The sequence below is a fragment of the Paraburkholderia sp. LEh10 genome (assembly GCF_017814945.1).
Taxonomy (GTDB): Bacteria; Pseudomonadota; Gammaproteobacteria; order Burkholderiales; family Burkholderiaceae; genus Paraburkholderia.
The window spans coordinates 28,280-41,564 of record NZ_JAGIPX010000015.1 but is presented as its reverse complement, the minus strand read 5'-3'; the positions used below and the strand labels follow the sequence as shown (position 1 = coordinate 41,564).

11 protein-coding genes are annotated in these 13,285 nt (G+C 59.5%); 6 read left to right on the top strand and 5 right to left on the bottom strand.

What is annotated here, in order from left to right; translation table 11 throughout:
- Positions 1-128: 128 nt before the first annotated feature.
- From J8I87_RS14925 to J8I87_RS14910, 4 genes are all read left to right on the top strand, one after another.
- Complete coding sequence (locus tag J8I87_RS14925) at positions 129-1,958, top strand: carbamoyltransferase (RefSeq protein WP_209932225.1); 1,830 nt, start codon at positions 129-131, stop codon at positions 1,956-1,958.
- Complete coding sequence (locus tag J8I87_RS14920) at positions 1,951-2,253, top strand: hypothetical protein (RefSeq protein ID WP_209932224.1); 303 nt, start codon at positions 1,951-1,953, stop codon at positions 2,251-2,253. Before J8I87_RS14925 ends, J8I87_RS14920 begins: the two co-directional genes overlap by 8 nt.
- A gap of 428 nt (positions 2,254-2,681) precedes the next feature.
- Positions 2,682-3,254, top strand: a complete 573-nt coding sequence (locus J8I87_RS14915) for a DUF2844 domain-containing protein (RefSeq protein ID WP_209932223.1) — start codon at positions 2,682-2,684, stop codon at positions 3,252-3,254.
- A gap of 16 nt (positions 3,255-3,270) precedes the next feature.
- Positions 3,271-4,743 (top strand): DUF3443 domain-containing protein, encoded by a 1,473-nt coding sequence (locus tag J8I87_RS14910; protein WP_245253945.1) that lies wholly within the window; start codon positions 3,271-3,273, stop codon positions 4,741-4,743.
- Positions 4,744-4,875: 132 nt separating this feature from the next.
- On the opposite strand, the gene J8I87_RS14905 is transcribed toward J8I87_RS14910, so the two are convergent.
- The 5 genes from J8I87_RS14905 to J8I87_RS14885 all read right to left on the bottom strand — a co-directional run bounded on the left by J8I87_RS14905 (position 4,876) and on the right by J8I87_RS14885 (position 9,543).
- Positions 4,876-5,082 carry a hypothetical protein gene (locus J8I87_RS14905; protein WP_209932222.1) on the bottom strand — a complete coding sequence of 69 codons (207 nt, stop codon included), beginning with the start codon at positions 5,080-5,082 and terminating at the stop codon, positions 4,876-4,878.
- 110 nt (positions 5,083-5,192) lie between these two features.
- Complete coding sequence (locus J8I87_RS14900) at positions 5,193-6,353, bottom strand: GNAT family N-acetyltransferase (protein ID WP_209932221.1); 1,161 nt, start codon at positions 6,351-6,353, stop codon at positions 5,193-5,195.
- 359 nt (positions 6,354-6,712) lie between these two features.
- Positions 6,713-7,978, bottom strand: a complete 1,266-nt coding sequence (locus J8I87_RS14895; RefSeq protein WP_209932220.1) for a hypothetical protein — start codon at positions 7,976-7,978, stop codon at positions 6,713-6,715.
- A gap of 62 nt (positions 7,979-8,040) precedes the next feature.
- Positions 8,041-9,135 carry a GNAT family N-acetyltransferase gene (locus tag J8I87_RS14890; protein ID WP_209932219.1) on the bottom strand — a complete coding sequence of 365 codons (1,095 nt, stop codon included), beginning with the start codon at positions 9,133-9,135 and terminating at the stop codon, positions 8,041-8,043.
- Positions 9,136-9,312: 177 nt separating this feature from the next.
- Complete coding sequence (locus J8I87_RS14885; RefSeq protein ID WP_209932218.1) at positions 9,313-9,543, bottom strand: hypothetical protein; 231 nt, start codon at positions 9,541-9,543, stop codon at positions 9,313-9,315.
- A 571-nt stretch (positions 9,544-10,114) separates the two neighbouring features.
- Between J8I87_RS14885 and glmS the strand changes: the two genes are divergently transcribed.
- On the top strand, positions 10,115-11,932 hold the full coding sequence (gene glmS, locus J8I87_RS14880; RefSeq protein WP_209932217.1) for a glutamine--fructose-6-phosphate transaminase (isomerizing): 1,818 nt from the start codon (positions 10,115-10,117) through the stop codon (positions 11,930-11,932).
- Positions 11,933-12,148: 216 nt separating this feature from the next.
- Positions 12,149-13,276 carry a GNAT family N-acetyltransferase gene (locus J8I87_RS45995; protein WP_209932216.1) on the top strand — a complete coding sequence of 376 codons (1,128 nt, stop codon included), beginning with the start codon at positions 12,149-12,151 and terminating at the stop codon, positions 13,274-13,276.
- Positions 13,277-13,285 lie beyond the last annotated feature (9 nt).

Below are 13,285 nucleotides of genomic sequence, written 5' to 3'. Positions count from 1 at the left end.
GTGCATCGTGCCGATGGTGTCGTTACGTACATTCGCGTTTGCGCAGTGCGACGGGAATGAAGCGCGCCCGCGTTCGAGCGGGCGAGTCCACGAGGAGCGCGACCTTTCATCGTCGCGAGGGGAGAGCAATGTCAAGGTATGTATTAGGCGTCTCGGCCTTCTATCACGACTCGGCGGCGGCCGTGCTGAAGGACGGCGTGATCGTCGCGGCCGCGCAGGAAGAGCGATTCAGTCGCAAGAAGCACGATCCGCGATTCCCTCGCGGCGCAATCAATTACTGTCTCGAAGAGGCGGAAATCGACGGCAGTGATCTGGCCGCGATCGCGTTCTACGATGATCCCGCGCTGACGGCCGATCGCATCATCCGCTCGTCGATCGCATTCGCGCCTGAGTCGGAAGCGTTTTTCACCCATGCCGTTCGCTCGTTCTTCGGCGTCAAGCCCTACTTCAAGGAACTGATCGAGGAGATGCTGAATTGCGAAGTGCCGATTTATTTCGCGCGGCATCACTATTCGCATGCGGCGTCGGCGTTTTTTCCGTCACCGTTCGAGGAGGCCGCCGTGTTGTGCGTCGACGGCGTCGGCGAATGGTCGACGACGAGTCTCGGCATCGGGCGCGGCAGCAAGATCGAGATCCTCAAGGAGATCCGCTATCCGCATTCGCTTGGCCTGCTCTACAGCGCGTTCACGTACTTTTGCGGCTTCAAGGTCAACAGCGGAGAGTACAAGCTAATGGGCCTCGCGCCCTACGGCAAGCCGATCTACGAGGGGAAGATCCGCGAGCATCTGATCGACGTGAAGGACGACGGTTCATTCCGGCTCAATCTCGACTTCTTCGATTTTCACAGCGGGCTGACGCTCACGAACGAGCGCTTTCATCGGCTCTTCGACGGACCGCCCCGCGTGCCTGAATCGCGCATCACGCAGCGCGAAATGGATCTCGCCGCATCCATCCAGGCCGTGACGGAAGATGTCATGCTGAAGATATCGCGCACGCTGCGCGACATGACGGGCGCGGCGAACCTGTGTCTCGCGGGAGGCGTGGCGTTGAACTGCGTGGCCAACGGCAAGATCCTGCGCGCGGGCATCTTCGACGATATCTGGATTCAGCCCGCCGCAGGCGACGCGGGCGGTGCGATCGGCGCCGCGTATCTCGCCGGGATCAACATGCTCGGCGGCACGCGGCCTGCGCTTGTCGGCGCGAAGGACTCGCAGCAAGGGAGCTTCGTCGGACCGGAATACAGCGACGACGAAATCGTGACATTCCTCGCGCAATCGGGCGCCGCGTATCACGCTTTGGACCGCGGCGACGACGGCGCCGGGAAAATCGCGCACCTGCTTGCCGAGCAAAAGATCGTCGGGATGTTTTCGGGGCGCATGGAGTTCGGTCCGCGCGCGCTCGGCGGACGCTCGATACTCGGCGATCCGCGCGCGGCGACGACACAGTCGCGCATGAACCTGAAGATCAAGTTCCGCGAATCGTTCCGGCCTTTTGCGCCCATCGTGTTGAAGAGCCGCGCAGCGGACTATTTCGAACTCGGCTCCGACAGTCCCTACATGCTGATCGTCGCGCCCGTGCGCGCCGAGCATCGGCGGGTGCCTGAGGCGTCGTCGGACCCCGAGGACATGCTGCAGATCGTCAATGCCGTGCGCAGCACGGTTCCCGCCATCACGCACGTCGATTACAGCGCGCGCATCCAGACGGTGGAGGAGGACGTGAACCCGCGGATGTTCGCCGTGCTGCAGGCATTCGAGGCGCTGACGGGGTGCCCGCTGCTCGTCAACACGTCGTTCAACGTGCGCGGCGAGCCGATCGTCTGTTCGCCGGAGGACGCGTATCGCTGCTTCATGCGCACGGAGATCGACGCGCTCGTGATGGGCAACTACATCCTCTATCGCGAAGAGCAGCAGCCTGTCGAATCGGACGATTCATGGAAGAAGGAGTACCAACTTGACTGACGCCGACCTTGGAAAATTCTTCCGCTCGAAGCTCGCGGGTGCGAGGCCGCAGGTGGAGCCGTTCGTGCTGGCGAAGACGGATGACGCGTGCTCATCGTACTTTCTCGACGTCTTCGAGCCGGCGCCGATCGTCGTCGAGGAAGACATGATCGGCGCGTTGATCGCGATCTGGCGCGAGCAGGGACTCGATACGCTGGCATCACTCGAGCCGGAGTTGCGCAAGATGGCGAAGGCGCTTCGCGCGCCCGCCGAAGAGAGTGAGGCCGTATCGCAATTCGTGTATGCGATGTATTGAGCCGGCTGGTTCGATGCTGTGATCGTTGTGCCCGGCGCCGCTCGGATGCGGCGGCGGGCATTTGCCGGTTGTAGCGCATCTGTAGCGGATTCAAGCGCCGGGGCGACGTGGACGCAACCCGCTCTCGCAACGAGACGGGTCGGCTCATCAATAGGGTCCCCGGTCGCGGACTGTACTCGAGCATCAACGAAAAAAGCGGCCGTATCCAGCCTGCAAACATAAGGGCCGCGCGGTAGTGCAGCAAGCGGGCTTGGGGTCAACGGCTCGCGTACTACAGCCAGGAAAGAACGGCGCGCGACGTCACTCGACTTTCAATTGCGCGCGGCGCGCGCATGCCCGCCTTACGCTGCGCCGCTTGTTTCTGAATCAACACGCCGAGTCTGCGAATGGCGGGCATGTCCGCTGTCGATCGTGGGAGGTGCAAGGCCATGTCGATCCCCTTCAGTCGTGCCGTTGTTGTTTCAGCGCTGGGCTTCTGTTGTGCGCTGTCTGCCGTGCTTGCGTCGCGCCCGGCGAGCGCCGCGCTCGGCGGCAGTCCGATGACGCCGCCGCCCGGGTCGAGCGCCACGACGCGCACCGTGCCTGCGCCGTCGAGCGGTGCCGCCGTGACGCGCAGCGCGTCGGCGGCAAGTTCGGGCGCGACGGTTTCGTCAGCTTCGTCGTCGTCGTCGGGCGCCGCGGCGTCCTATACCGTCCGCGAGACGTCGCTTGGCAATGGCACGTCGGTGCGCGAGTACGTTTCGACGACGGGTAACGTGTTCGGCCTCGCATGGAGCGGGCCGCAGATGCCCAATCTGTCCAGTCTGCTCGGCAGCTATTTTCCGCAGTACGTGGCGGGCGTGACGAACGCGCGCGCATTGCGCGGCGGCGGCCACGGTCCCGGTGTCGTGCAGGACAGCGGACTTGTCGTGCGTTCGGGCGGACACATGGGCGCGTTCTCGGGCCAGGCCTGGGTGCCGCAGGCATTGCCTGCGGGCGTGAGCGGCATCGACATCCACTGACGACGGGAGACGCGCCATGCAAATTGCCGTGAAGCCTGAAGAGTGCATTCGAGTCGTGAAAGCCGTGCTCGTCGTGTCCGTCGTCGTGATGACGGCGTTCGTCGCGGGCTGCGGTGGGGGCGGAGACTCATCATCGCCGTCGTCGTCCAATAGCAGCAGCGGCAGCAATGGCAACAGCAGCGCCAGCAACGGCAGCACCAGCAACGGCAGCGCCAGCAACGGCAACCCGAGCAATGGCAACAGCAGCGACAGCAACACGGGCAGCAGCACTGGCAGCGGCACCACCGGAAACAGCACCGGCGGCAGCACCGGCACCGGCACCGGCATCGGCAACGGCAACGGCAACAATAACAGCGGCCCCAGCCAGCAACCTATCGCCGCGAATGCGCCGAACACGGTGGCCGTGACCGTCGATCGTGGTGTGGCGAACATCATCAACATCCCGACGATCAGCGTCACGGTCTGCGCGCCGAACTCCACCACGAACTGCACGACCATCGACCATGTGCTGCTCGATACCGGCTCGTTCGGCCTGCGCGTCGTCAATTCCGCGCTCGGCTCATTGGCGAACTCACTGCCCATCCAGCAAGCGACGGCGGGCGGCCAGCTCGTCGAATGCACGCACTTCGCGGACGGCTTCAGCTGGGGCACGACGCGCACGGCAACCGTGAAGATCAGCGGCGAAGTGGCGAACAACATCCCGATCCAGGTGATCGGCGATCTGCCCGATTCGACCATTCCGGGTGATTGCGTGAACGGCGCGGCGGAGAACACCGCGCAGTCGCTGGGCGCGAACGGCATCATCGGGATTGGCGTGGCACCCGTCGACTGCGGCGCGGCGTGCTCGGTACAGGGCAACGTCGCGCAGTTCAGCAGCTACTACGCATGCCAAAACGGCACGAATTGCACGCGCACGCTCGCCGAGATGTCGAAGCAGGTGGCCAACCCGGTGCCGAACTTCCCCGTCGACAACAATGGCGTGATCGTGCAGATGGCGCCCATTTCGTCGAGCGGCGCCGTGTTTGCTACGGGCACGGTCGTGTTCGGCATCGGCACGCAGTCGAACAACGGCAATGCGGCGGCCACGACCTATACGACCGACGCGTCGGGCGACCTCGTCAACAGCCAGTTCAACGGCACGAAGACGAGCGCGTTCATGGATTCGGGCTCGAACGCCTACTTCTTCCAGGACAACTCGCTGCTGCTGTGCGGCGGCAGCCTGTCGTCGTTTTACTGCCCTGGTACGCCGCAGCAACGCACGGTGACCCTCGTCGGCGCGAACGGCGCAACAGGTGCGGCGGCGATCGGCATCGTCAGCGCGCAGACGCTGCTGAGCAGCCAGAGGAACTTCGTATTCAACAATCTCGGCGGGCAGATCGGCTCGCTGACGGCGTTCGATCTCGGGCTGCCGTTCTTCTTCGGCCGCTACGTGTACTTCGGGATGGACAAGCGCGCGTCGGGCGGCCAGGCGCCGTTCGCCGCGTTCTGATCGTGTGTGCTGGCTTCGATGGCATGCCGGCTGTCGATGAAACGGAGCGCGCGGATTATTGGCTCCGTGTGTCGAGCTGGATTCGCGCGGCCGTAAATCGAACCGACGGCCGCATCGTGGCGGATGCACCTGTTACTTCTTCGTGATGTTGCTGACTTCCATCGACGGACCCGCCGTGTCGTATTCTGAGAGTCGGTAGCCTGCCTTTGATCCGACGAAGGTCGGCGATACGCTGGTGATGTGACCGGTAACGACGTGGCCGTTCAGTCGGAGGCTGCTCACGTAGAAGGCGGCGTCATCGGCGGCATAGTCGGTATGATTCGAGATATCGATCGTCACCGTCTTGGCCAGCGGGCCGGGAGACCGCCAATCGCCCGCGGAGTTGGGTTGGACAACGCGCGAGTCGACACGGTCAATTGTCCGGAGATTTTCGATTCTCCGCGTTTCTCTTAATACTTGTCCAATGCGCGCCGGCGAATCAGGTTTTGCATCCGTGGAACAACTGAACCGCGCATGGCATCGGCCATGATTTCAAACGGGAGTCTCTGTGCCTGCATTCCAATGCGCCCCCACCACGACGCAACCGTCCGTAATGTCCATACGTTCGTTACGTTGCCGCGCGACCAGAACTCCTTATATCGCTCGGTGCCTGGTCCGAAGTCGACATCGAGCTGACGGTCGAAGGCCCATTTCACGACATATTCAAAACCAAGCATGCCCGGCGACAGATTCCGGAACGCTTGGTTGAAGCTCCCGATCACCGTGTTCACACAGCCGTTGGCTTCACAAAAGACCAGCGACGTCAGCGGCGCACCATCTAGCGTAATCACGAGCAAATATGCGCGAGACGAAAGCGACTGCGACGAAATCCATTCGACGAGGAAATTGCGGTAGTGAACGGAATCGAGCCAGACGCCGTGCTTGCCGACGCGCTCGCTCCAGTCGCGTTTCCATTTGAGCATCAGATCGATCGAGGAACCGATGGCTTCCGTATCGCTCGGGTCGATCAACCGCCATTCGAGCTGTCCTTTCTTCGCGATACGACGGGCGATGGAACCGGGTTTTCTTTCAAGTGTGGAGTCGAGTGAATTGCAGAATGACGCCCAGTCGTTATGTAGGGATTCCTCACGAAGTCTGGCCACGTGAGAAATATTGCCTGTCTGGATGATGAGTGGGGCGGCGCTCGATGCAATGCGGTATAGGTCCGTGCCCTCGTGGAGATAAGGCAGGTGCATGAAATCGGCGCCGCAGCGTTGCATCGCGGTCCGCCAGGCACCTTCTATCCATTCGGTTGCGGGCACGCCGGCGTCGAGAAGCAGGCCCGAGTAATCCGCTGCTTCGGGGCACAGCGGGCACAGGCATGTCCACAGAAACCGGATATGCATCACAAGCGGCCAGACGAGTGCGAGCCTGCCACTGTCCCGCCTCACTACGCATCGCAAGTACCGCTTCTTCGGCTTGGCGACTTGTTGCCATGCAATCCAGCAAAAGTCGAATGACTGATAGTGAGACCCATTTGCACGTCTCCAAAGGTCGTCCCATTCATCTTTTAGCGCTAGCAGCGCTGCTTCTTCGGTGACGATCTCGTACTGTATTTCAGCGTTATTCATCCTTGCCTCGTTAGAGCCAGATGAAATGCTCTTGGCTTTTATTACCCTAAATAAATATCATTGTTTGAGCGTAATGTGGGGAATTAGGGTTCACAATTCAACGAGAGCGGTGCGCTCGCGCACGTTTGAAGGAGCCTTGAAAGGAACGCTGTTTTACCTGGCATTCTTAATTACCGTTTCAGCAAATGAGCCGGCAGGTAAGACGTGCCGAAAACGGCCGACGCGATGGCTGGACATCTCGACATGAATAGCCTGCCAGCGACGAGATGCTTTGCGGCGATACGGGGCGGAGTGCGTCCGGCAAGCGCCGATAGACGCTTGCCGGACGGGGCCGGGTTCTATAAAGAGTGGTGCCCCTGCTAGGTCCGCTGGGTGGGGTACGGTGGGTGGCCCATCGCGATGTCATCGAGCGAGCCCGGCGACTCAGCTTCTGGTTGTCGGATGCTGGCGTTGGCTTGCTTCGGCAAGCGCATCAATAGTGGCAACAGACCGATATACAGGACCGGCTCCGCATAAGAAAGCTTGACTGTCAATAATATGACCAGGAAGAGAAGATGAGGTATATCTTTGCGTACCCTGATGAAGAAGAGGACAGGAATGGCAAAGCCGAGCATTCCGAAACGAACCACGAAATATTGCAGCAACCCCGCGTCATTGAGGGAAGCGACCTGATACTTTCCGCCCGTATCAGTCAAACGGTAAAGCGGATCTTCCAACGCAAACGGACCGTAACCGAGCAGCCAGTCCCAGCCGGAGCGCTGGTGGTAAATGAAGTCCATCAGAGCAAGGCGAAGCTCCGACGACTCACTCATCTTCGTCGTGAAGCTGTCGAGATACGCTTCGATGAATGACGGAGCCGCCACCAGTCCGCCGACAAGCAGGACTGCAATGATGGCTCGTGTCGACTTCGTCCGGTTGGACATTATCGCTACGAGCAGTAACGCGCACTGAACAACGGCAGCCGTCGACTGGGTGATCAGCATCGCAATGATGGAAAGAATCACCGGCAGGAAGTGGGGGTCGCGCTTCTGTGCCCTGCACAACAGCAAATAGCCGATCGTCATGACGGCCAGCGCCGCGCTGAATGTCGATGGTTCGACATACAGGCCAGTCGGCCGGAATGCGAAAACGGGATTGAGGTTCTCGTAATTGTGATACCGGGACATCTCGCCCGTAACGGGTTCGACGAAGTCGATGTACGTATTGCTGGCTATCAGAACCACCGTCTGCAACAGGAGAATCAGAACGTTGACGATAATCAAAGCCGAGAGGGCCGATATGATCTTCTCGGCTTCGACTTTCATGGTTGCGCGCAGACAAACCACATAAAGCGTGACCAGACCTAAAAACAGGTAATTGTTGAGCGCTGACTTCACCAGTGCGGGTGCGCAGTTCGGCGGAGTGAACGCGATGAAATACAGAAAGAACGCGGTAATGATGGCCATGACGATTGCCACGGCCAACACCGTGTCTCGCTCGAATATTTCTCGACGGATCTTCTCGCTAGACAGGCAATAGATGGACAGGATAATGATGCCGACCATCTGCATGTAGGCACCGTGACTGACCAGGGTGGATATGGCCAGGCCGAAGAACAGAACAGCGAATCGAACGTACGACATCATCTGCGTGTCCGGGAACGTATAAGCGTGAATAAAGTGGCGAGCGCGCTCGAGCGCTCTGCGTCTCAAATGCGCTGCGGTTCGTCGGTCGCGCCCTGCATCAGCGCGGGTCTGGCAAGCGTGGTGATCGAGCGGGCGCGGTGCAGGGTCGTACGCAAGGCCGCGTAGACGGGCATTGTCCGCTCGACTTCGAAGCGCCGCACAAGGCGGCCGCCAAAGCCACCAAGGAACTTGAGAATGCCGGCCGTCGATACGCCGTCAAAATCAAAACTGAGCCCTCGCTCCCCCGCGGTTCGCATTGCCGACCAGAGCAGGAGACTCACTGCGCCGCTGTGTGCGCCGGGGCGTCGCGCGGAAAGGAAGTAGTACGCCGACCGCGTATCCCATAGCAACGCGGTCGCTGCAACGAGTGTGCCTTGCGGGTCGAATGCGCCGAGCAGCGTGCCCGCCTCGCGCTTCATCATTTCATGAAGCAGGCGCCCCATTGTTGCAGCGCCGTACACGTTGTCGAGCTTGCGGACTTCGAGATTGGCGCTGTAGAAGTCCAAAAATTCTTTCGCAGAATCGATCGGGCGGACCGTGAGGCACTCTTGCGCTCTGCGCACCGCCGTGCGTGTAGTACCTTTCAATGCCGCAAAAGCGGATGCCTCGTCTGTCCAGCCATCCACGACCAGCGTGAACGCGACCTTTACGTTAAAGCCTTCAAGGCGGAATGCCAGCGCCTCCGCTTCGGAAACACGCGGATCCATGATCTGATGAAATCTCGCGCATTTTGGAAGCTGTGCGATGAGGTCGCGTGCAATGCCAAGACGCTGACTCCATTCCCTGTCGTTCGCACTCGTTTGATGTGGCCTGATGACGGGGCCGAGGGTCCGGGTAAGAGGCGGCAAGGTCGAGATCTGCCACAGCGCCTTTTTCGACACGATATAGGGCATCTCGCCAATGACGATATTGCCGTGCTTCACTTGCGCGACTCGCCACGCGCCTTCAGTAGCTGCATCGAGCCACCAGGGCTCATGGAAAATCGAACGCTCGGACAGGCCCGGCCCCGGGTCCACTTTGGCTGGCGATGGAAGTACGCCCTTACTCTTCGTTTTCTTGTTGCCCGGAGCCTGGCTGCTGGTTTGCGCGCGAGGCGGCGTTTTGCTCTCGTTGTCCATCTTTTCGTCTCCAGTTCCACGAAAGAGATGCATGGCGAGCCGGCACCCCCGGCAAACAAGTGTCTGACGTTACAGGTCTCCGTTCTGTTGGATATCCCACTTATGCACGGGGATCAGAGAGGTGCGAAATCCGCAATGCCCTGCAGCAAGAGGCTGACAAATTGATGGGCTCGATCGTCAGTCGCTGGTGTGGTTTTTGACGTGTGCGACCGGGTTACGCTCGCGCCCCCGTTCGGCACGGTTTTCGCGTCGCTGCCGCGCCCTCGGTCGGCGACCGTTGCCGATCAAGACTTCCAGAATCGCGGCGACCGACATGGCGAGTACGCCGAGAATGGCTATTGTGCCGACGATTGAAATAATGCTCATAAGTGCTACACCCGATGACGCCAGCGAAATTTGCGTGGTCAAGCGTACAGTCAAAGACAATTTACACGTGTATTAGTGCACGCGGATGGCTGATAGTAGCACGTGGCCGCGCGCATGCCCGGCGAGCGGCCGGCGCCTGCGTGGCCGGCGCCGGCGCACAGGCGCGTGCCCGTTGTTTCATGGGCGTTTTCTCGATGAGGATGAGAGCGGTGCGAGTTCTCGTCAGCCGTGGCGCGTAGCGATCCGATGCACATTCGCAACAACCCGACAGTGTGCACAATTCCCTGTGACGCAAATGTGAAGCTTCCCGAAGCCGACAACGCGGTGCGCGGTTGAAGATGTCCTATGTACGAAAGGGCACAGACGCAAGCATTGAGGCCGTCGGGAAAAGAGGCAACGCACTACTATGGAGGCGACGCTTTGCGGGCGGAGAGATAGTGCGTTTTTCGCCCACGCGTGTCGTTGCAGGCAGCGATGCGGCGAACCCAATGTCCGCAAGCGGTTGATCTTTCGATGAAGCTTCCAGGAAGAAGCTTCGAGATCGAAAAGCGAGATCGTAGGTGCACGTTTGCTGGGCGTGAACCCGATCTCAAACGGGAAAGGGGGAGAACTCATGTGCGGAATCGTCGGCGCGGTCGCGCAGGAAAACATTGTTTCGGTGCTTGTCGAAGGATTGCGCCGACTCGAATATCGCGGCTACGACTCGTGTGGGGTAGCGGTGCTATCCGATGGTTCGCCGCGGCGCGCCCGTAGCGTCGCACGCGTCTCTCATCTCGATGACCAGGTTTGTGAAGCGCACCTCGAAGGCGTGACAGGCATTGCGCACACGCGCTGGGCCACCCATGGCGCGCCCGTGACCGACAACGCACATCCGATTTTCTCGTGCAATGCCGTCGCAGTCGTGCATAACGGGATCATCGAGAATTACGAATCGCTTCGCGAAATGCTGCGCGGAAAGGGTTATGAATTCGTTTCCCAGACGGACACGGAGGTCATTGCTCATCTGATTCACAGCATGTACCGCGGCGATCTGTTCGAAAGCGTGCGTCATGCAGTGAGGCAACTGCATGGGGCGTACGCGATCGCGGTAATGCATAAAAGTCAACCGCACACGATTGTTGGCGCGCGACAAGGCTCTCCGCTCGTCGTCGGTGTTGGAGATGGGAAGAAGTTCCTCGCGTCTGATGCGTTGGCCCTCGCGGGGTCGACCGACCACTTCGTATTTCTTGAGGAAGGCGACGTGGTGGAGCTTGCGCCCGACGAAGTCAAGATCGTCGATCGCGAAGGAGAGGCCGCAGAGCGAGCGGTACGCGTCGTGGCAGCATATGGCGGCGTAGTGGAACTCGGCCCATACCGCCATTTCATGCAGAAAGAAATTTTCGAGCAGCCGCGCGCGATCGCCGATACCGTCCCGCAAGCCAGCCGGTTCGACCCGGACCTTTTCGGCCCAACCGCGCGCGACGTGTTTCCACGCATAGACAGCCTTCTGATTCTCGCGTGTGGCACCAGCTACTATTCTGGTCTGACGTCGAAATACTGGTTCGAATCCATCGCTAAAATTCCAACCCAGGTCGAGATCGCGAGTGAATATCGTTATCGCGAGTCGGTAGCAAATCCGAAAGCACTGGTCGTGGTCATTTCTCAATCCGGCGAAACGGCGGATACGCTTGCCGCATTACGGCATGCTCAGTCACTCGGTCACGAGCACACGCTCACCATTTGCAACGTAGCGACGAGTGCGATGGTGCGCCAGACGGAATCAGCCTTTTTGACGCGTGCGGGCATAGAGGTCGGCGTCGCGTCGACCAAAGCGTTCACGACGCAGCTCGTCGCGCTCTTTCTGCTTGCGGCGACGCTGGGCCGGATGCGCGGCCATATCGATGCGAAGCAGGAGCGCGCTTACCTCACACAATTGCGCCATCTTCCGGCTGCGTTGAATAGCGTGCTGGCCCTGGAGCCGCAGATCATCGCGTGGTCGGAGGTATTCATGCGAAAGGACAATGCGCTTTTTCTGGGCCGTGGCCTTCACTATCCGATTGCACTCGAAGGTGCGTTAAAGCTGAAAGAGATCTCATACATCCACGCGGAAGCGTATCCGGCGGGCGAACTCAAGCATGGGCCGCTTGCACTCGTCACGGAAGCAATGCCTGTCGTCACCGTGGCACCCAACGATGCGTTGCTCGGCAAGCTCAAGTCGAACATGCAGGAAGTGCGGGCCCGAGGAGGTGAGTTGTTTGTATTTGCAGACGCCGATACGCGCATTGGAAGCGAGGACGGTACTCACGTCATTCGCATGCCGGAGCACTATGGAGCACTCTCACCAATACTGCATGTTGTTCCACTGCAATTGCTCGCTTATCACACGGCATGTGCACGAGGAACGGACGTCGACAAGCCACGAAACCTCGCAAAGTCAGTAACAGTGGAGTAACCCTATCAAGGTTCGTTTTTTGTGACGCGTGGAAGCCGGAATGGTGGCGCTTATCGCGCCATTTTGGCTTTTTAGATCCGCTCGACAGGCGTGTGTGCCAGAAAGGCCGAATCATCTCGATGAGAAATACGCTTACGTCGAGAAGGACAATCAGCAGTGTCTCAATGACCACTAATTCAGCACCCACATGGACTCGTGGGTCTAAGGAGCGGCGACGTGAGTGAGCAAGCCATCGTTTTCCAGATCGTCGATGACCTGGATGGTTTCCGTGCATTGAAGCGAGAGTGGGACGAGCTGTTGCAGATCGCTCGAGGGGACTATTTCCAGTCATTCGCGTTTTGTCATAGCACGCTGGAATCAGGTCCTCAAGATCTGCGGCAGAGACTGCATTGCATAATCGGAAGGAAGGAAGGGAAATTGGTCGTCGTGTGGCCGCTCGTCACCTTCAAGAAGGGACTTCTGAAATGCGTGGGACCGCTCACGCCGCCAAACCGGTCACCCAGCGATGTGCTCATCGCGCCGTCGGTCGGCGTGAAGGACGCTGCCCGGCAGGTGCTGCGGTTTGTCGTCAGGTCGGGCAAGGCCGCCCTGGTCGAACTGTGGCGCGTGCGTTTGTCGTCACCTCTGTGCGAAAGTCTGGAAGGTAATGCTGCTGTAGCGCGTTGGAGCGAGGAAGTGACGCCAATGGTCGCCAACAATGGTCACGCTGACTGGAAAGCGTTTGCTACGTCGCGCGTAGGACGAACGAGAACGCCGCCGGACTATGTGAAAAGAAGGTTAGAGAACAACATGGCAATCCGTTTCGAGTTCGTCGACCGTTCTGATGCGAGGATTGGCTCGCTTATAGAATGGTTCACGCAGCACAAGCGTGAATGGGCCAAAGACAATGGCATATCGAGCCTGTGGATCGATTCAGAAGATAGCGTCAAATTCTGGCGTGAACTTTTATTGAATGGCGCTGATGCGCCATGCCAGTTCCGAATGATGGTTCTCAGCTCCGATCAGGAGCCATTGGCTGTAAATATTATTGCGGTCTGTAATCACTCAACTTATCTTGTCGCGAATACTTACGACAAGAAATATTCAAAGCTTTCACCGGGTACGGTCATTATTGATTACTGGGTCAAGTGGGCTTTTGAACAAGGTTTGAATATCGATTTCGGACCCGGCGACCAGCAATACAAGACTTACTGGAGCGGCGGGTTGACGTATAAATCGGCATCGTTCCTCATCCTGGCATCGAGGTGGGCACGACTTGCGTACGCCGGAAAGCAGGCTGCCCAGCAGGCGTTCAAGCGCGTGAAGCGGCATCAGCCCGGGCAGAGACTCGCTCAAAGCACCTAAGACGGAATG

Excerpts from the sequence above, each read along its gene's own strand:
- J8I87_RS14925 (WP_209932225.1), top strand. The coding sequence starts at position 129 with ATGTCAAGGTATGTATTAGGCGTCTCGGCCTTCTATCACGACTCGGCG.
- J8I87_RS14895 (WP_209932220.1), bottom strand. The coding sequence starts at position 7,978 with ATGATGTCGTACGTTCGATTCGCTGTTCTGTTCTTCGGCCTGGCCATA.
- J8I87_RS14900 (WP_209932221.1), bottom strand. The coding sequence starts at position 6,353 with ATGAATAACGCTGAAATACAGTACGAGATCGTCACCGAAGAAGCAGCG.
- J8I87_RS14910 (WP_245253945.1), top strand. The coding sequence starts at position 3,271 with ATGCAAATTGCCGTGAAGCCTGAAGAGTGCATTCGAGTCGTGAAAGCC.
- J8I87_RS14915 (WP_209932223.1), top strand. The coding sequence starts at position 2,682 with ATGTCGATCCCCTTCAGTCGTGCCGTTGTTGTTTCAGCGCTGGGCTTC.
- J8I87_RS14890 (WP_209932219.1), bottom strand. The coding sequence starts at position 9,135 with ATGGACAACGAGAGCAAAACGCCGCCTCGCGCGCAAACCAGCAGCCAG.
- glmS (WP_209932217.1), top strand. The coding sequence starts at position 10,115 with ATGTGCGGAATCGTCGGCGCGGTCGCGCAGGAAAACATTGTTTCGGTG.